The organism is Roseovarius aquimarinus, assembly GCF_043661195.1.
In the GTDB taxonomy this organism is placed as follows: Bacteria; Pseudomonadota; Alphaproteobacteria; order Rhodobacterales; family Rhodobacteraceae; genus Roseovarius; species Roseovarius aquimarinus.
This window is the reverse complement of record NZ_JBIHMM010000001.1, coordinates 288233-307548: the sequence shown is the minus strand read 5'-3', so window position 1 is coordinate 307548 and position 19316 is coordinate 288233. Positions and strand designations below refer to the sequence as shown.

Here is a 19316-nt window from a genome sequence, read left to right as displayed (position 1 = left end):
CCCCCTCTCGCGCAATGACTTAAAGAGGCGCCGAACCCTACCGACCTGCCAGCCCGAAGGAATCCCCTCTTATGACCGAGCCGGACATCACCCCCGATCTGATCGCTGCTCACGGGCTGAAGCCGGACGAATACGAGCGCATTCTCGAGATCATCGGCCGCGAGCCCACCTTCACCGAGCTGGGCATCTTCTCGGCCATGTGGAATGAGCATTGCAGCTACAAATCCTCGAAGAAATGGCTGCGCACCCTGCCCACCAAGGGCCCGCAGGTCATCTGCGGTCCGGGCGAGAACGCGGGCGTGGTCGATATCGGCGACGGTCAGGCGGTCATCTTCAAGATGGAGAGCCACAACCACCCGTCCTATATCGAGCCCTACCAGGGCGCGGCGACGGGCGTGGGCGGCATCCTGCGCGACGTCTTCACCATGGGCGCGCGGCCCATCGCGGCGATGAACTCGCTCAGCTTCGGCAGCCCCGACCATCCCAAGACGCGCCAGCTCGTGCATGGCGTGGTCGAGGGGATCGGCGGATATGGCAACGCGTTCGGTGTGCCCACCGTGGGCGGCGAGCTGCGCTTCGATCCGGCCTATAACGGCAACTGCCTCGTCAACGCCTTCGCGGCGGGCCTCGCGGACGCCGACAAGATCTTCTATTCCGCCGCGTCGGGTGTGGGTCGCCCTGTCGTCTATCTCGGCGCCAAGACGGGCCGCGACGGCGTCGGCGGCGCGACGATGGCCAGCGCCGAGTTCGACGACACGATCGAGGAAAAGCGCCCGACCGTGCAGGTGGGCGATCCCTTCACCGAAAAGCGCCTGATGGAAGCCACGCTCGAGCTGATGGCGACGGGCGCGGTGATCTCCATCCAGGACATGGGCGCCGCGGGCCTCACCTGCTCGGCCGTGGAAATGGGCGACAAGGGTGGTCTCGGCGTGCGGCTCAACCTCGAGGCCGTCCCGCAGCGCGAGCCGAACATGACCGCCTACGAGATGATGCTGTCCGAAAGCCAGGAGCGCATGCTCATGGTGCTCGAGCCGTCGCTCGAGGCCGAGGCGCGCGCCGTCTTCGAGAAGTGGGATCTCGATTTCGCCATCGTCGGTGAGACCATCGCCGAGGACCGCTTCCTCATCATGCACCACAACGAGGTCAAGGCCGACCTGCCGCTGGCGGCTCTGTCGGGCACCGCGCCCGAATACGACCGCCCGTGGGAGGCGCCCACGCCGGCCGAGGCGCTGGACCCGGCGAGCGTGCCGCAGATCGACCCGATCGACGGGCTGCGCGCGCTGATAGCATCGCCCAACTATTGCAGCCGCGATTGGGTCTACGAGCAATACGACACGATGGTCATGGCCGATACCGTGCGCGGGCCGGGTCTCGGCGGCGGGTTGATCCGCGTGCACGGCACCGACAAGCTCCTTGCCTTCACCTCGGACGTGACGCCCCGCTATGTCGAGGCCAATCCCGAGATGGGCGGCATGCAGGCCGTGGCCGAAGCCTATCGCAACCTCACGGCCTTGGGCGCCAAGCCCTTGGCCAGCACCGACAATCTCAATTTCGGCAACCCCGAGAAGCCCCGGATCATGGGTCAGCTCGTCCATGCCATCAAGGGCATCGGCGCCGCCTGCGAGGCGCTCGACATGCCGATCGTGTCGGGCAACGTCTCGCTCTACAACGAAACCGACGGCGCGGCGATCCTGCCGACGCCGACCATCGGCGCCGTCGGCCTCGTCGCCCATGCGGACGACGCCATCACCGGGCAGGCCCGCGAGGGGCATGTCGCGCTGGTCATCGGCGAGACGCATGGCCATCTCGGACGTTCGGCCCTGCTGGCCGAAGTCTTCAACCGCAGCGAGGGCGACGCGCCCGCGGTCGATCTCGCCGCCGAGCGCCGCAATGGCGAGTTCATCCGCGCCAACCACGCGCTCATCACCGCATGCACTGACCTGTCGGATGGCGGCCTCGCGCTTGCCGCCTTCGAGATGGCCGAGGCGGCGGGCGTCGGCGTTCAGCTCGACTCGGACGATACCGCTACGCTCTTCGGCGAGGATCAGGCGCGCTATCTCGTGGCCTGCAATTTCGATCAGGCCGAAGCGCTGATGACCGAAGCCGCGAAAGCGGGCGTGAGCGTCACGAGCGTCGGCAAGTTCACCGGCGATGCGGTGCGCATGGGCGGCTCGAAAGCCCCGCTCGACGAGCTGTCGCGGATCTTCCGCGCGAGCTTCGGCGAGCGTTTCGCCTGAGGGCGGGCGGGGATAGAGTATTTTCGCCAAGATGAAGCAGGGGCGCTCTCCCCGCTTCTTCTGATGCCGTCGCGCTCGGGCGCCCTCTCCCTCAGGCGCCTTGCGCGACGGTCCTGATGCGCTCGATCATGGCGCGCAGCCCGTTCGAGCGCTGCGCCGAGAGATGATCCGTGAGCCCGAGCCGCGCAAGCTCGCCGCCCGCATCGACGCGCGGCACCTCCGCGACGGGCAGATCGTTGTAGAGCGCGCGCAGCACCGCGATGAGGCCGCGTACGATCAGCGCGTCGCTGTCCCCGTCGAAGCGGAACGTGCCGCTCTCGATCTGCGGGTGCAGCCAGACCTGGCTCGCGCATCCCTCGACCCGCGTCGCAGGCACCTTGAGCGCATCGTCGAGCGGCTCCATCGCCTTGCCGGCCTCGATCACATGGCGATAGCGATCCTCCCAATCCTCCAGGAATTCGAAATCCTCGACGATCTCCTCGAATGCCGGCTGGGCCATGTTCCACTCCTTTAATACGCTCGCGCCAGAGGTAGGCCCGCGGGCGCGAAAGGTCCAGCCCGCGCGCTTGCGCAGGGGCGCGCGGGCCTGCTAGGGTCCGCCGAACTCATGACCCCTGACAAGGACCTTGCCGATGCGCGCCGTGGTGACCCTCGTGACGATTTCCAGCCTGACACTGGCGGGCTGCTCGGGCTTTCGCGACTCGCGCGCCAACCCGGCGAACTGGTTCGGTGGCGGGCGCAGCGCCCCTGCCCTGACGACCGACGCCGCCGCCGCCAACCCGCTCATCCCCGAGGAGCGCGACAGCATCTTCCGCCGCGCACCCGAAGAGGAGCGCTATCAGGGCACGCCGATCCATGCGGTCCAAGAAGTGTTGATCGAGCCGTCCTCGGGCGGCGCGATCATCAAGGCCACGGGCCTGTCGCTGCGCCAGGGCGCCTTCGACGTGCGCCTCGTGCCCGAGAACGAGGGCGTGCCGGTGGACGGTGTGCTGAGCTATACCCTGCGCGCGGTGCAGCGCACCGACACGCCGCAGGGCCCCGAGCAGACGCGCCGCGTGAGCGCCGGCCGTTTCATCACCGCCCAGACCCTGCGCGAGGCGCGCGAAGTGCGCGTTCTGGCCCAGACCAACAGCGCCGCCTCGGTCTCGCGCCGCTAGGGCGCGCGCTCAGACCGCGACCGTCTCGATCGTGCTGCCCTTCACGCGCAGCGCGATCCTGCCCTCACAAAGGCGCAGCGCCTCGGCGCCGAACACATCGCGGCGCCAGCCCGACAGAGCCGCCACGTCGCGCTGCCCCGCCGCGATCGCGTCGAGATCGGACGCCGTGGCGATCAGCTTCGATGCGACCCCCTCGCGGTCGGACGCGCCTTTCAGCAGCACCCGCAGCAGATCGGCCACCGCCGGGTTGACCTGAAGCTTTTCGCGGCTGAGGTCCGGCTGCGGCTGCTCGGAGGCGGGCGTCGCCAGCCCGTCGGCCACCGCCTTCAGGATGCCATCGGCGATCTCGCCCTTGCGCGCCTCGCGCAGGAGCAGGCGCGAGCGCCCGAGATCCTGGATGTTGCCCGGCTTAGTCGCCGCCAGCTCGACCAGCGCGTCATCCTTGAAGACGCGGCTGCGCGGGATGTCGCGCTCCTGCGCATAGGCTTCGCGGAAGCGCGCGAGCTCGCGCACGATGGCGAGATACTTGCCGCCGTTGTTGCGCGTCTTGATGCGCTGCCAGGCGTCCTCGGGGCGACTGATATAGGTCTCGGGCGTGGTGAGGACGGCCATTTCCTCGGCCACCCATTTGTCGCGCCCGCTCTTTTGCAATTCGCGCGCGAGATATTCGTAGATCTTGCGCAGGTGCGTCACATCCGCGAGCGCGTATTTCTTCTGCGCATCGCTCAGCGGGCGGCGCGACCAGTCGGTGAAGCGCGAGGACTTGTCGATCTGCGCCCGCGCGATCCGCTTGACCAGCGTCTCGTATCCCGCCTGCTCGCCGAAGCCGCACACCATCGCGGCGACCTGCGTGTCGAAAAGCGGCGATGGGATGAGGCCCGCATCGACATAGAAGATCTCGAGATCCTGCCGCGCCGCGTGGAACACCTTGACCGTGCTCTCGTCCCTAAAAAGCGCGTAGAGCGGCTCGAGCGAAAGGCCCTCGGCCAGCGGATCGACGAGGACGGCGTTCTCGTCCTCCTCGCCCGGAAAGGCCAGCTGCACGAGGCAGAGTTTCGAGTAATAGGTGCGCTCGCGCAGGAATTCGGTATCGACGGTGACGTAGGGGTGCTCGGCGGCGCGGGCGCAGAAATCGGCCAGCTCTTCGGTCTTGGTGATGGTCTGGATCAAGGCGAGGCTTCTTTCGATGATAGCTTTTGTGATCCTATAGGCCGGATCGGAACGAATTGGAACGGGCGCGGGGCGTCACGGCAGGTGAAGCGGATCGCGCTCCCCGGCGGCGAAGCGGCGCAGTACGGCGGGATAGAGGCGATGCTCGGCCTCGAGCACGCGGGCGGCGAGCGTCTCGGCGCTGTCACCCGGCAGAACCGGCACGCGGGCCTGACCGAGGATCGGGCCGTCATCCAGCGCCGCCGTCACCTCGTGGACCGTGCAGCCCGCCTCCGCCTCCCCCGCCTCGAGTGCGCGCTGGTGCGTGTGAAGGCCGCGATACTTGGGCAGAAGCGAGGGATGGATGTTGATCATGCGCCCCTGCCAGCGGCCCACGAAGCCTTCGGTCAGCACGCGCATGAAACCGGCGAGGCAGATGATGTCGGGCTCATGCGCCATGATCGCGGCATGGAGCGCCTCCTCGAAGGCGGCGCGGTCCTCGCCGTGGGGGCGGTGATCGACCACCTCGGTCGGGATGCCGCGCGCCGCCGCCTTTTGCAGTCCACCCGCATCCGCGCGGTTTGACAGGACCAGCACGGGGCGCGCTGGATGATCGCCCGTCATGCTGTCCGCAAGCGCCACCATGTTCGAGCCGCTGCCCGACAGAAGGATGGCGACCCGTTTCATCAGGCGAGGCTGCCGCTGTAGCGGATGCCCGCGCCCTTTGTGACATGGCCGATGCGGTGCACCGTCTCGCCCTCTTCGGTCAGCAGCTCCGCCAGCGCGTCCGCGCGGTCCGCGTCGACGGCGACGATCATGCCGATGCCGCAATTGAACGTCTTGAGCAGTTCGCCCTCATCCATGCCGCCGGTCTCGCGCAGCCAGCCGAAGACGCCGGGCAGATCCCAAGCACCGAGGTCGATATCGGCGCCCAGATCCTCTGGCAGGACGCGCGGCAGGTTCTCGGTCAGGCCGCCACCGGTGATATGGGCGAGCGCATGCACGCCGCCCGCACGGATGGCCGCCAGCGCGGGCTTGACGTAGAGCCGCGTCGGTGTCAGCAGCGCGCCGCCCAGCGTGCCCTCGCTCCACGGGCAATCCGCATCCCAGCCGAGGCCCGACATCTCGACCAGCTTGCGCACGAGGCTGTAGCCGTTGGAATGCACGCCGTTCGAGCCGAGGCCCAGAAGCACGTCGCCTTCGGCGACATTCTCGGGCAGCGCCGCACCGCGCTCCATCGCGCCCACGGCGAACCCCGCGAGATCGAAATCACCCGCCGGATACATGCCCGGCATTTCCGCCGTCTCCCCGCCGATCAGCGCGGTCCCCGACAGCGCGCAGCCCTCGGCGATGCCCTCGATGATGCGCGCGGCCTTTTCGGTCTCGAGTTTGCCGGTCGCGAAATAGTCGAGGAAAAAGAGCGGCTCGGCGCCTTGGCACACCAGATCGTTGACGCACATGGCCACAAGATCGATGCCCACGCCGTCCACGTTGCCCGTGTCGATGGCGATGCGCAGCTTGGTGCCCACGCCGTCCGTCGCCGCGACCAGCACCGGATCGTCATAGCCCGCCGCCTTCAGATCGAACAGCGCGCCGAAACCGCCGAGCCCGGACATGACGCCGGGGCGCGCGGTGCGCTTCGCCGCGGGCTTGATCCGCTCGACGAGCGCGTTGCCGGCATCGATATCGACGCCCGCGTCGGCATAGCTCACACCGTTCTTGGGATGGGTCATGGGGCTCTCCTCGAATTTGATCGCGGGCCTAGCCCAAAGCGGCGCGCGGCGCAATCTCAAAGCCTCCGTGCGCCCGCGCGCTCGCGACTTGACGCGCGCCGCCCCGCTGCGTAGGAAACGGCTCAGGCGGGCCTGTAGCTCAACTGGTTAGAGCAGAGCGCTCATAACGCTTTGGTTGCGGGTTCAAGTCCTGCCGGGCCTACCACAAACCGCCCTCGCCTACGCCCAGCCCAGCATCCGCAGCGAGATGAGCGCGATGGCCGCGCCCGCGGTGATCTCCATGACCGGCATGACGCGCGTGAGCGCCGCCGCACCGGGCGCCGAGCCAAGCGCGCCTTCGCGGGCGAAGGCCGCCATGACCGCGACCGCGACCGTCACCGCCCCCGTTCCCAGCGCCATCGCGAGCGTGCCGGCCACTCCGGCGGCCGGAATGCCCATCTGCCATGTCAGGACCAGCAGAAGAAGCGCCCCGGTGCAGGGCCGCACCGCGACCGCGCCGATGAGCGCGAGGGTCGCGCGCAGGCCATGGGCGCGAGCGACCTCCTCGGCGCTCGGCGCATGGGCATGGCCGCAGCCGCAATCATCGCCGTGATGCTCATGCGCGATCTGGCCGCGCAGCTTGCGCGCGCCCCGAACCAGCAGCCAAAGGCCGATCAGCCCGATGGCGACGGCCGAGACCATGCTCATCGCGCCTTCCGCAAGCCCGGTGAGCTGCGCGCGGGTGTAGCCCAGCAGCAGCATGCCGCCATAGACCAGCGCGATCGCCGTCACCGCCTGCCCGAGCGAGGCGGCCATGGCCACAATCGAGAGGCGAAGCGCGGGCACCCGCGCCGAGAGGCCGTAGCCGCCGATCAGAAGCTTGCCATGACCCGGCCCCGCCGCGTGCACCACGCCATAGGCGAAGGCGAGGCCCATCAGGGCGGCGAAGGCGCCCGGATCGCGCGCCCGAAGCGCCCTGAGCGCCCCGGCGAGCCCGTTCTGGAATTCGCGCTGCCAACCCGCAGCCCACCGGGCGACGGCGGCGTCTGCCCCGCTCCAGAAAAGCGCGGCAAGCGCGAGCGCGATGAGGCCGAAAATCAGGAGGGCGCGGCGCATGTCACCTCGAACGCATCCGCGAAAAGGATGCCGATATCGCCCAGATCGACTTCGGCGAAGGGGTCTTCGTCCATGTCGACCGAGGCCAGTTTCTCGCCGTATTCGGCATAGGCCTTGTCGGTGTCGGCGGCGCGGCGCGTCACCTCGCAGGCCTCGGCGCCTTCGATCACGGGCAGCGTTGGCACATCATAGGCCACGAAGAAGCTCGGATCATAGATGCGCGCCACCGCTTCGGGATCGACCTCGATGGGCTCGGCCAAGGGGCGCACATGCGTCGTGATGATCCGGCCCTCCTCGTAATAGGCGCGGTGCTTGACGGGCCGCGCGAGCGCGACGTCGCTGCCCTCGCGCTCGAGCGTCACGTCACCCGGAAACCCCGCGTCCCAGTCCACGTCCTTGCCCGCGAACGCCTCGAGCTTGTCGGGCTCGGGCGTGCCGTCGCCATCCGCATCGAGGCCCGCATCCTCGATCATCACCAGAGAATAGAACTCGTCGTAGGACCAGCCGATGCGCAGCGCCGCCAGCCGGCCCTCGTCGTCGAAGATCAGCGACAGCGCCGCGTCGATGAAGACATGCGGATGCGCCGTGCCCTGCCCGGCGGGCAGGGCCAGCATCGCGGCCGTCATGATCGCCTTCAGCTTGTGCATTCAGCCAGCCGTTCCGCCATGTCGCGCAGAAGCGCCGGATAATAGCCCGGACCCATCTCGATCTCGAAGCCGAGCGGATCGACCATGCCGATGCGCGCGCCGGTGCCGTCGGTCACGGTCTCCACGAAGCCGGGATTGTGGGACGGCTCGGCAAGCGCGCAGGTCGCGCCGATATCCGCGATGAGGTTGCGGATCTCCTCGAGACGCGCGGGGCCGGGATCGGCGGCGTCGCCATCCGCGATCGCGCCGGCGGCGGGGAACCCGAAATGGTGTTCGAAATAGTGATAGGCATCATGGAAGACCACGAAGCGCGCACCGCTCCGCGGCTCGAGCATCGCGCGCACATCCGCCTCGGCGGCGGTGATCTCTTCCTTGCCCGCCGCGGCATTGGCTTCGTAGATCTCGGCATTGGCCGGATCGAGGCGCGAAAGCTCCGCCGCGATCACGTCGAGCCACGCGCGGCCGTTGTCCGGATCGAGCCAGGCATGCGGATCGACGCCGGAGTGATCGTGGTCGTGGCCCTCATGGCCGTGTCCTTCTTCCTTGGCTTGCTCGTCATGCCCGTGGTCGTGCTCGTCCTTGGCATGCTCTTCATCCCCATGGTCGTGCTCGTCCTTGGCATGCTCGTCATGCCCGTGGTCGTGCTCGTCCTTGGCGTGCTCATCATGGTCGTGGTCGTGCTCGTCCTTGGCATGCTCGTCATGGTCGTGGCCGTGCCCTTCGTCACCATGTCCATGCCCATCGTGATCGAAGCGCGCGCCTTCGCGGAACTCCATTACCTCTGTCACGTCCGCATCCAGGAGGCCGACGACGCGGGCGTCAGGCGCCAGTGTCTCGATGGACCCATCCAGCCACGGCGTCAGCGTCTCACCGATCCAGAATACCGCGTCCGCCTGCTCGAGAAAAGCCGCTTCGGAGGGACGCATCGCATAGCCATGGGGCGATGCGCCCGCGCGCACGACCTGCCCCACCGGCTCGGCCCCGGGCACGCCTTCCATCACCCGCGCGACAAGCCCCGTGACGGGCGCGATATCGGTCGCGACGCGCGGAACTTCGGAATGGCCCGCCTGGACCGACGCCGAGAAGGCGAAGGTTCCGACAAGGCAAGTGCGCAACATTTTCATGGACAGCTCTCCGCATTGTAACTATGTAACATCTCACCGGGCAATACATGCTATAATATAACATTTCAAGCGCCTTGCCGCGCCACAGGACCTCGATGTCAAACCACGCCGCGCAGAGCCACGATCATGACGGGTGCATCGAAACCTGCATGCGCGCGGCCGAGCGGACTTGCGCGGATAAAGGGCTTCAATTCACGCCGGTGCGACGCCGCGTTCTCGAGCTTCTTCTCGAGGAACACAAGGCCCTCGGCGCCTACGACATCCTCGCGGTTCTACGCGCCGAAGGTCTCGGCACACAACCGCCGATCGCCTACCGCGCGCTCGATTTTCTGGTCAGCCACGGCTTCGCGCATCGAATCGAACGGCTCAACGCCTTCATCGCCTGTGCCCATACCGGGCAGCGCCACGCGCCCGCCTTTCTGATCTGTCGCAACTGCAAACGGGTGGACGAAGCCGACACCGCACCGGGCGCGGGCGAGTTGGCGCGCGCCGCCGAGGAAGCGCATTTCGAGATCGAAGGCGTGACGCGCGAGGCGATCGGCCTTTGCCGGGTCTGCCGCACCGATAACGAGGCCCGAGCATGACGCTACCGAAGAGCCGAAGCGGCGCTGAAGAGGCGCTGATCGAGAGCCGTGGCCTAAACATCAAGATTGGTTCGCAAACCATTCTGGACAATATCGATTTCAGCATTCGGCGCGGCGAGATCGTGACCATCGTCGGTCCCAATGGCTCGGGCAAGTCCACCTTCCTGCGCACGCTTCTCGGCGGTGTGCGGCCCAGCCGGGGAGAGATCCGCCGCAAGCCGGGCCTGCGGCTCGGGTATGTGCCCCAGCGCCTCGTCCTCGACGCGAGCCTGCCCATCACCGTGCGCCGCTTTCTGGGCCTGCCGCGCCGCGTCTGCGCCCGCGCTGCGGCCGAGGCGCTCATCGCGGCGGGTGTGCCGGACATCGCTCAGCGCCCCATGGCGGGCCTCTCGGGCGGCCAATTCCAGCGCGTCCTTCTGGCCCGCGCCCTTCTGGAGAAGCCGGACCTTCTGATGCTCGACGAAGGCGCGGCGGGGCTCGATCAGCCGGGCGCCGCCGCCTTCTACCGCCAGATCGAGGATGTGCGCCGCGAGACGGGCTGCGCCGTTCTGATGGTGAGCCATGATCTGCATGTCGTGATGAGCGCCTCGGACCGGGTGATCTGCCTTAACGGGCATATCTGCTGCGAAGGCACGCCCGAGGTCGTGGCCGAGGCGCCGGTCTATCGCGCGCTGTTCGGCGAAGGCACGCAAGGCGCGTTGGCGCTCTACCGCCACCGCCATGACCATGTGCATGGCGAGGATTGCGCGCATGAGCACGGCCCGAAAGAGCCGGAGAAGGTAATCGATGCTGGATGATTTCATGACGCGCGCGGCGCTTGCCGGGATCGGCACGGGGCTGGCGGCGGCGCCTCTCGGCTGTTTCGTCGTCTGGCGCCGCATGGCGTATTTCGGGGATGCGACGGCTCATGCGGCGATTCTCGGCGTCGCGCTCTCGCTCGCGCTGTCGCTGCCGATCTTCACGGGCGCGCTCCTCGTGGCGCTCTGCATGGCCTCGCTCGTGACGGCCCTTTCGGGGCGCGGGCGCAGCGTCGACACCGTGCTGGGCGTGCTGGCGCATTCGGCGCTGGCGATCGGCCTCGTCAGCGTATCGCTTCTCGACGGCGTGCGCGTCGATGTGATGGCCTTCCTCTTCGGCGATATCCTGTCGGTCTCGCGCGGGGATCTGGGCATCATCTGGGGCGGGGCCGCGCTGGTTCTGGCGCTGGTCTGCTGGCGCTGGTCGGCGCTTCTGACGGCGACGCTCGATCCGGATCTGGCGCGCGCCAGCGGCATCGAGCCGCGCCGGGAGGAACTGATCCTCACCCTCGCCCTCGCCATCGTCGTGGCGGTCGCGATCAAGGTGGTCGGCGCGCTCCTCATCACGGCGCTGCTCATCATCCCCGCCGCGACGGCGCGGCCCTTCGCTCGCACGCCCGAAGGCATGGCGCTGATCGCCGCCATGCTTGCGGTCGCCTCGGCGGGATCGGGCCTTTTCGTATCCTACCGGCTCGACACGCCCACGGGGCCGACCATCGTCAGCGCCGCGGCGGGCCTCTTCGCGCTGTCCTGCATCTATACGGGCATCGGGGCGCGGCGGCGCGGCTAGTGAAACCGCGCCTTGCGCCCCCGGCGCGCCGGGGGAGGCATGGGCGTGCTCGCCTCGCCGAGATAGCGTACGAAGGCGCGCGCGGCCGCGCTCTCGACACGGTCGGGCGCGGCGTCGAGCGCCGCGCGCGCGGCTTCGGGCGTGGCGGCGCCCGGCAGGGCGAAGGCCCATTCGAGCAGCCCCATGCGCGCCGCCGCATCGGCATCGGCGCCCACGGCCTCCACGCGCTCGAGCCCGTTCAGGATCTGGGTCACGGTCATCTCTAGTCTTCTCCTCGGCCCAACCCCGGACCTCCTGGGGCGCGGGCGGCTGCGAGGGCAAGGACGGTGGCCGCATCCTGCGGACCCGTCACGCCGCCCCCACCGCCCCACGCGGTTTGACGTCATCGTCCAAGGCTGGTTTCCGGACTTCGAGGGGCCGGAGCGCCGCGGCGCTCCATGATCCGGCATCCTTCCCGGGCGGATACGCCCAGTGGCTCTTGCCGTCTCGCCCACCCTGACCGTTGCGGGGGCAGTGCCGGATTTCCACCGGCTTCCCAATTCTCCGCGCAGCGCGCGGCACCCTGGACGATCACCTAAGCGCATTCGGCAGGAGCGCGCAACGATTCATGCCGCCCTCGCGCGGAAAGCGGCCTGCGCCTCCGGCAGGGATATTTGGGGCAAGAAGAAAAGGGGCGCGCGGTGCCTAGAACGGCACGTCGTCCGGGCTGGTCACATAGCGCGCGACGACCTTCTTGGTGCCGGCCTTCTCGAAAGCGATCTCGAGCTTGTCGCCTTCGAGCGCGACGATCTCGCCATAGCCGAATTTCTGATGGAACACCCGCTCGCCCACCGTGTGCGAGGATGCGGCGGCCATGTCGATCACCGGCGATGTCGCCTCGCGCGGCTGGGCCGTGGGACGTTGCCCCGCGCGGGCCTGCATCCGTTTCCAGCCGGGCGAGTTGTAGACATTCGCCTCGGCCACGCGCGCGTCGATGCTGTTCTGGACACCGGCCGCCGCGCCATAGCCGCCACCATAGAGACCGGGCGGCGTCAGCACCTCGACATGCGCCTCGGGCAGCTCGTCGATGAAGCGCGAGGGCAGCGAGGATTGCCACTGGCCGAAGACGCGGCGATTTCCCGCGAAGGAGATCGTGCAGACCTCCTCGGCGCGGGTGATGCCGACATAGGCGAGCCGCCGCTCCTCCTCGACGCCCTTGAGACCAGACTCGTCCATCGAGCGCTGCGAGGGGAAGAGGCCATCCTCCCAGCCGGGCAGAAAGACCGCCGGAAACTCGAGACCCTTGGCGGCGTGCAGCGTCATGATGCTGACTTTCGCTCCGGCATCGTCGCTCTCGTTATCCATGATGAGGCTGACATGCTCGAGAAAGCCGGTGAGGTTCTCGAAATTCTCCAGCGCCTTGACCAGTTCCTTGAGGTTTTCGAGCCGGCCCGGCGCCTCGGGCGTCTTGTCGTTCTGCCACATCTCGGTATAGCCGGATTCGTCGAGGATGATCTCGGCCAGCTCGACATGGCTGACCGCCTTGTCGCCATTCATGCGGCCCCAGCGGGTGAGGCCGTCGAGAAGAAGCTGCAACTCGCGCGCGCCCTTGCCGGTGATCCCGCCCTCTTCGAGCAGGATACGCGCGCCCTCGATCAGGGGCACGCCGTTCTGGCGGGCGGTCACCTGCATCTTCTGCTGCGCCTTGTCGCCGAGGCCGCGCTTCGGGGTGTTCACGATCCGCTCGAACGCCAGATCGTCCGAGGGCGAGGTCACGCAGCGGAAATAGGCCATCGCGTCACGGATCTCCATCCGCTCGTAGAAGCGCGGCCCGCCGATGACGCGGTAGGGCAGACCGATGGTCAGGAAGCGGTCCTCGAAAGCGCGCATCTGGTGCGAGGCGCGCACGAGGATCGCCATGTCGTCGAGGCCGAAAGCGCGCATGCCGCGCGTGCCGCGCTGCATCGCCTCGATCTCCTCGCCGATCCAGCGGGCTTCCTCCTCGCCGTCCCAATGGCCGATGAGGCGGACCCTCTCGCCCTCCTCCACCTCGGTCCAAAGCTCCTTGCCGAGGCGTCCCTGATTGCCCGCGATCACGCCCGACGCGGCGGCGAGGATATGCGGCGTCGAGCGGTAATTCTGCTCGAGCCGGACGACATGCGCACCCGGAAAATCCGTCTCGAAGCGCAGGATGTTGCCCACCTCGGCGCCGCGCCAGCCATAGATCGACTGGTCGTCGTCGCCCACGCAGCAGATATTCTTGTGCCCGCCCGCCAGAAGCCGCAGCCACAGATATTGCGCGACGTTCGTGTCCTGATACTCGTCCACGAGGATGTAGCGGAACCAGCGCTGATATTGCTGTAGAATATCGTCATGGGTCTGAAAGATCGTGACGACATGGAGCAGCAGATCGCCGAAATCGACGGCGTTGAGTTCGATCAGGCGGCGCTGGTACTGCTTGTAGAGCGCGACCCCCTTGCCGTTATAGGCGCTCGCCTCGGCGGCGGGCACCTTGTCCGGCATCCACGCGCGGTTCTTCCAGTTGTCGATGACGCCCGCCAATTGTCGCGCGGGCCAACGCTTGTCGTCGATTCCGGCGGCCTGCACGAGTTGCTTGAGAAGGCGAAGCTGATCGTCGGTGTCGAGAATGGTGAAATTCGACTTGAGCGTGAGATTCGTGCCCGCAACGCCGATCAATTCGGCATGGCGGCGCAGAAGCTTGACGCAGATCGAGTGGAACGTGCCGAGCCACGGCATCCCTTCGATGGATTGGCCCAGAAGCGTGCCGACGCGCGTCTTCATCTCGCGCGCGGCCTTGTTGGTGAAGGTCACCGCCAGCACCTCGTTCGGGCGTGCGCGGCCGGTGTTGAGCAAATGCACGATGCGCGTCGTCAGCGCCTTGGTCTTGCCCGTGCCCGCCCCCGCCAGCATGAGGACCGGCCCGTCGAGCGTTTCGACCGCCTGCCTCTGCTCGGGGTTGAGACCCTCGAGATAGGGAACCGGGCGCGCGGCCATCGCGCGGGACGACAGGGACGCGCCCTCGAAGGCATCGGATTCGTCAAAGCTGCTCATGCGCGGCAGCATAGCCGCCCGGGCAGAGAAGTTAAATAGATGTTCGGCCTATGTTCCCAGCATCCTGGCGGGCGGCGTGCAGTTTTTTCCAAGATCAGGAACTTCGCCCGGGGGGCATCGGTTTTTTCGGCATCTGAAACGCAACGCAAGGAGAGTTCTGATGAAACGTTTCGTAACGCTCGCAACAGCAACGATTCTCGCCACGACACCGGCACTGGCGGCCGATGATCTGAACACACGCCAGCAGAATCAACCGACCTCCGAAGTCTATTCCGGCAAGTTCCCGCCCGACAGCTATAGCTCGACCGGCCTCGTCGGCAGCGATGTGGTCACGACCGAGCGCGGTGTCGGAAACACGGAGGCACCGATCGACGGCGACAAGCTCAAGAAGATCGGTCAGGTGCAGGATGTCGTCATGACGGACAACAACGAAGTTGCCGGCATCCTCGTCGATCCCGTTGATACGCTCGACGATGATGAGATGCTGTGGTTTTTCCCGCGCAGCAATGTCAGCGTGATCGATGACGTCGCGGGCGAGCCGCGCTATGCGATCGATTACACCGCAGGCGAAATGAGCGAGATCGAGCGCGTCGAGCGCAGCAACTGGATGTAAATCCCGCTCGGTTCAACGCAGAAGGGCCGGAGCATTCTCCGGCCCTTTTCGTTTGCGCATGACGGGACTTCTCGGCCCGCTCAGCCCGCCTTGCGCCCATCCAGCGTCTCGGCCAGCGCTTCGGCGCGCGCGGCGATCTCGGCCAGCGTGTCGGTCACCGAAGCAGGCACCACAGGCACTTCGACCCGCTCCGGTGCGGGCGCGGGGGTGTCGCGCAGGCTGGTCAGTTCGGCCTCGACCTCGGCCAGCCGATCTTGAAGGCCAGCGGTCTTGTCGGCCAGCATAAGGCCCGCCATCAGCAGCATCCGCGCCTCGGGGATGCGACCGATCTGGGCGGCCAGCACCGAGGCTTCCTCGTCCAGCATCTTGGCCGCCGAATGCAGGAAATGCTCCTCGCCCTCCTGGCAGGACACCTGAAAGTTGCGGCCACCGATCTCGATATCGACCTCGGGCATCATGCATCCTCCATTTCGGTGCCATCGGCGCTCCCGGCGCCCTCGCCGATCCGGGCCAGCTCGCCCAGGATCGCGTCCATCTCGGCCCGGTCGGCGGCGCGGGTCGCGCGCAGCCCGTCGAGCTCGGCCATCATCGCCTTGTTGATGAGATGCGGCTCGGCGACGCCTTGGGCATTGGCCTCGCGCAGCTTGGCGTTGTTCTCGCGCAGTTGCTGGTTCGCGTGGCGCAGCGATTGCAGATCGCCGTCGATCTTCTTCAGCGCGCTGGCATGCGCCGCGTCCTGCGCACCGCTCTGGGCGGCGGCCTTGACGCGCTCGAGCTCGGCCTCGGCCTCGCGGGCGCGCGCGCCGAGCTGCTTGACGCGCTCCTCTAGCTGGGCATTGGCGAGCTTTTCGTCCTCGATCTGCTGGCGCAGCGTCTCGATCTCCTCCGAGCCGGCCGCGGTCCCAGCGCCACCCAGCCCGTCGAGGCCCTGCCCGATCCTGTCCAGCGCCGCCATGATCCGGCCTTGCATCGCGTCGATATCGCTCATCGCGTGACTACCCCTTTTATTCTGTCGTCTTTTTGCCGTTGGAACATCGCGGCGGCCAATGCAGAAGCCCGCCGCCGAATCGCCCCCCGGCCCTGTCGAGGCCAAGTCTAGCGAATGACTGGCAAAAAGGCTTCCCCCCACGCGCGGCTCCGCGCCGCTTTGCCGGGGCGCGGCATGGCGGTGCTTGATCTTCGGGGCCGGGCTGCTATTGAGGCCCGGCAAATCGCCCTTTCTGACAAGGATACCGCTGCCGTGGATCTTACCGCCCTCGCCCAAGCCAATCCCGACCACTGGTCCAAAGCGACCGCCATCCGCGCGCTGACGCTGGACGCCGTCCACGCCGCCAATTCGGGTCATTCGGGGATGCCGATGGGCATGGCCGATGTCGCGACGGTCCTGTTCGAGAAACACTTGAAATTCGACGCCAAGGCGCCCGACTGGCCCGACCGTGATCGGTTCATCCTCAGCGCGGGCCACGGCTCGATGCTGCTCTATTCGCTGCTGCACCTCACCGGCTACGAGGACATGACGCTCGAGCAGATCAAGAATTTCCGCCAATGGGGCGCGATCACGGCGGGTCACCCCGAATACGGCCATGCCAAGGGGATCGAGACCACGACCGGGCCGCTCGGCCAGGGTATCGCCAATTCGGTCGGCTTCGCCATGGCCGAAGAGATCCTTCGCGCGCGCCATGGCCGAAAGCTGGTCGATCATTACACCTACGTCATCGCCGGCGACGGCTGCCTGATGGAGGGCATCAGCCAGGAAGCGATTGCGCTGGCCGGGCGTCACAGCCTCGGCAAGCTCATCGTCTTCTGGGACAACAACGACATCACCATCGACGGCAAGGTGTCGCTGTCGGACCGAACTGACCAAGTGAAGCGCTTCCGCGCGGCGAACTGGCAGGTGATCGAGATCGACGGGCACGACCCCGCCGAGATCGACGCCGCCATCACCAAGGCCAAGACATCGAAGAAGCCGAGCATGATCTCCTGCAAGACGCATATCGCGCTTGGGCATGCGGCTCAGGACACGTCGAAGGGCCACGGCGCGCTGACCGACGAGGCGCAGATGGCCGCGGCAAAAGCCGCCTATGGCTGGACCACCGGCCCGTTCGAAGTGCCGGGCGACGTGAAGAAGGCATGGGAAGCCATCGGCGCGCGCGGCGCAGAGGAGCGCAAGGCCTGGGAGGCCCGCTTCGCCGAAGCATCCGAGCGGCGCCGGAAGGACTTCACCCGCGCGCTCAAGCGCGAGGCACCGAAGAACCTGAGCGCGCGCATCAAGGCGCTCAAGAAGCAGATCAGCGAGGAAGCGCCCAAGGTCGCCACCCGCAAGTCGAGCGAGATGGTGCTCGAAGTCGTCAACCCGATCATGCCCGAAACGGTCGGCGGCTCGGCGGACCTCACCGGCTCGAACAACACAAAGACAGGCGATCTGGGCGTGTTCGACACCGATAACCGCAAGGGCCGCTACATCTATTGGGGCATCCGCGAGCATGGCATGGCCGCCGCGATGAACGGCATGGCGCTGCATGGCGGCATCCGTCCCTATGGGGGCACTTTCATGTGCTTCACCGATTACGCCCGCCCCGCGATGCGCCTTGCCGCGCTGATGCGAATTCCGACCGTCTTCGTCATGACCCATGACAGCATCGGTCTGGGTGAGGACGGCCCGACGCACCAGCCGGTCGAACATCTGGCGATCAGCCGCGCGACGCCGAACACCTGGGTCTTCCGCCCCTGCGACACGGTCGAGACCGCCGAGGCATGGGAGCTGGCGCTGACCTCCAAGGAGACGCCGTCGGTCCTGTCGCTCACGCGCCAGAACGTCTCGACCCTGCGGCGCGAGCACAAAATGAAGAACCTGACGGCGCAGGGCGCCTATGTGCTGGCCGATGCCGAGGGCAAGCGTCAGGCGATCATCATGGCGACCGGCTCGGAAGTGGAAATCGCGATGAAGGCCCGCGATCTGCTTCAGGCCGAAGGGATCGGCACGCGCGTCGTGTCCATGCCCTGCATGGAGCTGTTCGAGGCGCAGGACGAAGCGGTGCGCAAGCGCGTTCTGCCCGCGGGCCCGGTGCGCGTCGCCGTCGAGGCGGCCGTGAGCCAGGGCTGGGACAAGTGGCTGAGCGGCGAGCGCGGGCGCGCGGCGAAATCGGGCTTCGTGGGCATGGACAGCTTCGGCGCGTCGGCCCCCGCCGAAGTGCTCTACGAGAAGTTCGGCATCACCGCCGAGGCGGTCGCCGAGAAGGTGAAATCGCTGCTCTGACGTGCGAGGGAAGACTGCCTTTCGGGATAGTCTTCCCAACACTCTCCATCGCACGCGTCATGTCCGCACGCGAAGTCTGCCTTGCGCAGCTCCGCGTCCGGTGAGCGTCACCCCACCGGGTTGAGCGCGCGGACCTTCTGCCAGACCGGTGTGATGAGCTTCGTGCCGATGGGAATGAGCACGAGACCCAAGGCCAGCCCGAAAATGCCGTCCATCGTGGCGACGAGCGCCCATTCCGCCGCGCCGCGCCATTGCGTCAGCGCGTGCGTCGCGCCTTCCGCGATGTGATGCACCGTGTCGTAGGGCCAGGAGAAGCCCAGCACGTCGAGCCCGTGCAGCACGATATTGCCGCCCACCCAGAGCATCGCCGCCGTCCCGACGATCATCAACAGCGCCAGCACCTTCGGCATCGCCGCGACGATCCCCTTGCCGAGCGAGCGGGTGATCCCGAGGCGCCCCGCAGCCGCCATCCAGAGGCCCAGATCGTCGGCCTTCACGATGAGCGCGACCGCGCCATAGACCGCGACCGTGATCATCACCGCGACGGCGGCGAGGGTCGCGGCCTCCATCCAGAAAGTGCTGGCCGGAATGGCGGCGAGCGCGATGGTCATGATCTCGGCCGAGAGAATGAAATCCGTCTTGATCGCGCCCTTGACCTTCTGCTCCTCGAGATGCGCCGGATCGTCCGGCTCGGTCGGCATGTGGCTTTTCTCGTGATGCGCCCAGCCGAGCGCATGGGCCACCTTCTCGGCCCCCTCGAAGCACAGATAGCACCCGCCCAGCATCAAAAGCGGCGTGATCGCCCAGGGCGCGAAGGCGCTGAGCGCGAGACCCGCGGGCAGAAGATAGACCAGCTTGTTGATCAGCGAGCCGCGCGCGATGCGCCAGATGATCGGCAATTCGCGCGCCGCATCAAAGCCGGTCACGTATTTCGGCGTCACCGCCGCGTCGTCGATCACCGCGCCCGCGGCTTTCGCACCGGCCTTGGCCGCCTGCCCCACCACATCATCGACCGAGGCAGCCGCCACCTTGGCGATGGCCGCCACGTCGTCGAGAAGTGCCAGAAGTCCGCTCATGACCGTG

At 67.3% G+C, this 19316-nt stretch carries 19 protein-coding genes, 1 tRNA gene and 1 riboswitch; of the genes, 8 read left to right on the top strand and 12 right to left on the bottom strand.

Annotation, left to right across the window (positions count from 1 at the left end; translation table 11 throughout):
• Positions 1 to 71 precede the first annotated feature (71 nt).
• The gene (purL, locus tag ACGRVM_RS01490) at positions 72 to 2237 is read left to right on the top strand and encodes a phosphoribosylformylglycinamidine synthase subunit PurL (protein ID WP_377169404.1); all 2166 of its coding nucleotides are present in this window, start codon (positions 72 to 74) and stop codon (positions 2235 to 2237) included.
• Positions 2238 to 2328: 91 nt separating this feature from the next.
• On the opposite strand, the gene ACGRVM_RS01485 is transcribed toward purL, so the two are convergent.
• Entirely contained in the window at positions 2329 to 2736 is a 408-nt protein-coding gene (locus tag ACGRVM_RS01485; protein WP_377169406.1) for a SufE family protein, read from the bottom strand.
• Positions 2737 to 2869: 133 nt separating this feature from the next.
• Here ACGRVM_RS01485 and ACGRVM_RS01480 point away from each other — a divergent pair, with 133 nt between their 5' ends.
• A complete protein-coding gene (locus ACGRVM_RS01480) occupies positions 2870 to 3394 on the top strand; it encodes a hypothetical protein (RefSeq protein WP_377169408.1) in 525 nt (174 codons plus the stop codon).
• 9 nt (positions 3395 to 3403) lie between these two features.
• Here the strand turns inward: ACGRVM_RS01480 and rnd are convergent, their stop codons facing one another.
• The 3 genes from rnd to purM all read right to left on the bottom strand — a co-directional run bounded on the left by rnd (position 3404) and on the right by purM (position 6276).
• Positions 3404 to 4561 (bottom strand): ribonuclease D, encoded by a 1158-nt coding sequence (gene rnd, locus ACGRVM_RS01475; RefSeq protein WP_377170049.1) that lies wholly within the window; start codon positions 4559 to 4561, stop codon positions 3404 to 3406.
• A gap of 78 nt (positions 4562 to 4639) precedes the next feature.
• Positions 4640 to 5230, bottom strand: a complete 591-nt coding sequence (purN, locus tag ACGRVM_RS01470) for a phosphoribosylglycinamide formyltransferase (RefSeq protein ID WP_377169410.1) — start codon at positions 5228 to 5230, stop codon at positions 4640 to 4642.
• Positions 5230 to 6276: a phosphoribosylformylglycinamidine cyclo-ligase gene (gene purM / locus ACGRVM_RS01465; RefSeq protein WP_377169412.1), complete on the bottom strand. Its 1047-nt coding sequence runs from the start codon at positions 6274 to 6276 to the stop codon at positions 5230 to 5232. The genes purN and purM overlap by 1 nt, the downstream gene beginning before the upstream one ends.
• Before the next feature lie 128 nt (positions 6277 to 6404).
• Here purM and ACGRVM_RS01460 point away from each other — a divergent pair.
• Positions 6405 to 6481 (top strand) — tRNA-Ile (locus tag ACGRVM_RS01460).
• Between the two features lie 14 nt (positions 6482 to 6495).
• Here the strand turns inward: ACGRVM_RS01460 and ACGRVM_RS01455 are convergent.
• From ACGRVM_RS01455 to ACGRVM_RS01445, 3 genes are read right to left on the bottom strand one after another with little or no spacing between them, the layout of a single operon-like run.
• Positions 6496 to 7371 (bottom strand): nickel/cobalt transporter, encoded by an 876-nt coding sequence (locus ACGRVM_RS01455; protein WP_377169414.1) that lies wholly within the window; start codon positions 7369 to 7371, stop codon positions 6496 to 6498.
• Positions 7353 to 8018, bottom strand: a complete 666-nt coding sequence (locus ACGRVM_RS01450; RefSeq protein WP_377169416.1) for a DUF1007 family protein — start codon at positions 8016 to 8018, stop codon at positions 7353 to 7355. The genes ACGRVM_RS01455 and ACGRVM_RS01450 overlap by 19 nt, the downstream gene beginning before the upstream one ends.
• Positions 8006 to 9136, bottom strand: a complete 1131-nt coding sequence (locus ACGRVM_RS01445; RefSeq protein ID WP_394624013.1) for a zinc ABC transporter substrate-binding protein — start codon at positions 9134 to 9136, stop codon at positions 8006 to 8008. The genes ACGRVM_RS01450 and ACGRVM_RS01445 overlap by 13 nt, the downstream gene beginning before the upstream one ends.
• Positions 9137 to 9237: 101 nt before the next feature.
• Between ACGRVM_RS01445 and ACGRVM_RS01440 the strand changes: the two genes are divergently transcribed.
• The 3 genes from ACGRVM_RS01440 to ACGRVM_RS01430 are packed head-to-tail and all read left to right on the top strand — an operon-like array spanning position 9238 to position 11313.
• Positions 9238 to 9726: a Fur family transcriptional regulator gene (locus tag ACGRVM_RS01440; RefSeq protein ID WP_377169420.1), complete on the top strand. Its 489-nt coding sequence runs from the start codon at positions 9238 to 9240 to the stop codon at positions 9724 to 9726.
• Positions 9723 to 10523, top strand: a complete 801-nt coding sequence (locus ACGRVM_RS01435; protein WP_377169422.1) for an ATP-binding cassette domain-containing protein — start codon at positions 9723 to 9725, stop codon at positions 10521 to 10523. Before ACGRVM_RS01440 ends, ACGRVM_RS01435 begins: the two co-directional genes overlap by 4 nt.
• Positions 10513 to 11313 (top strand): iron chelate uptake ABC transporter family permease subunit, encoded by an 801-nt coding sequence (locus ACGRVM_RS01430; RefSeq protein ID WP_377169424.1) that lies wholly within the window; start codon positions 10513 to 10515, stop codon positions 11311 to 11313. Before ACGRVM_RS01435 ends, ACGRVM_RS01430 begins: the two co-directional genes overlap by 11 nt.
• On the opposite strand, the gene ACGRVM_RS01425 is transcribed toward ACGRVM_RS01430, so the two are convergent.
• Positions 11310 to 11573, bottom strand: coding sequence for a hypothetical protein (locus tag ACGRVM_RS01425; protein WP_377169425.1), 264 nt, complete (start codon positions 11571 to 11573; stop codon positions 11310 to 11312). The genes ACGRVM_RS01430 and ACGRVM_RS01425 overlap by 4 nt on opposite strands.
• A gap of 116 nt (positions 11574 to 11689) precedes the next feature.
• Positions 11690 to 11893: riboswitch (cobalamin riboswitch) on the bottom strand.
• Positions 11894 to 11997: 104 nt separating this feature from the next.
• On the bottom strand, positions 11998 to 14364 hold the full coding sequence (locus ACGRVM_RS01420; protein WP_377169427.1) for an ATP-dependent helicase: 2367 nt from the start codon (positions 14362 to 14364) through the stop codon (positions 11998 to 12000).
• Positions 14365 to 14524: 160 nt separating this feature from the next.
• On the opposite strand from ACGRVM_RS01420, the gene ACGRVM_RS01415 reads away from it, so the two are divergent.
• Positions 14525 to 14977: a hypothetical protein gene (locus ACGRVM_RS01415; RefSeq protein ID WP_377169429.1), complete on the top strand. Its 453-nt coding sequence runs from the start codon at positions 14525 to 14527 to the stop codon at positions 14975 to 14977.
• Between the two features lie 80 nt (positions 14978 to 15057).
• Here ACGRVM_RS01415 and ACGRVM_RS01410 read toward each other — a convergent pair whose 3' ends face one another.
• Both ACGRVM_RS01410 and ACGRVM_RS01405 read right to left on the bottom strand, forming a co-directional pair.
• A complete protein-coding gene (locus ACGRVM_RS01410; RefSeq protein ID WP_377170051.1) occupies positions 15058 to 15432 on the bottom strand; it encodes a cell division protein ZapA in 375 nt (124 codons plus the stop codon).
• On the bottom strand, positions 15432 to 15965 hold the full coding sequence (locus ACGRVM_RS01405) for a hypothetical protein (RefSeq protein WP_377169431.1): 534 nt from the start codon (positions 15963 to 15965) through the stop codon (positions 15432 to 15434). The genes ACGRVM_RS01410 and ACGRVM_RS01405 overlap by 1 nt, the downstream gene beginning before the upstream one ends.
• A 252-nt stretch (positions 15966 to 16217) precedes the next feature.
• Here ACGRVM_RS01405 and tkt point away from each other — a divergent pair, with 252 nt between their 5' ends.
• A complete protein-coding gene (tkt, locus tag ACGRVM_RS01400; RefSeq protein ID WP_377169433.1) occupies positions 16218 to 18233 on the top strand; it encodes a transketolase in 2016 nt (671 codons plus the stop codon).
• Between the two features lie 107 nt (positions 18234 to 18340).
• Here tkt and ACGRVM_RS01395 read toward each other — a convergent pair whose 3' ends face one another.
• Positions 18341 to 19309: a DUF808 domain-containing protein gene (locus tag ACGRVM_RS01395; RefSeq protein WP_377169435.1), complete on the bottom strand. Its 969-nt coding sequence runs from the start codon at positions 19307 to 19309 to the stop codon at positions 18341 to 18343.
• Positions 19310 to 19316 lie beyond the last annotated feature (7 nt).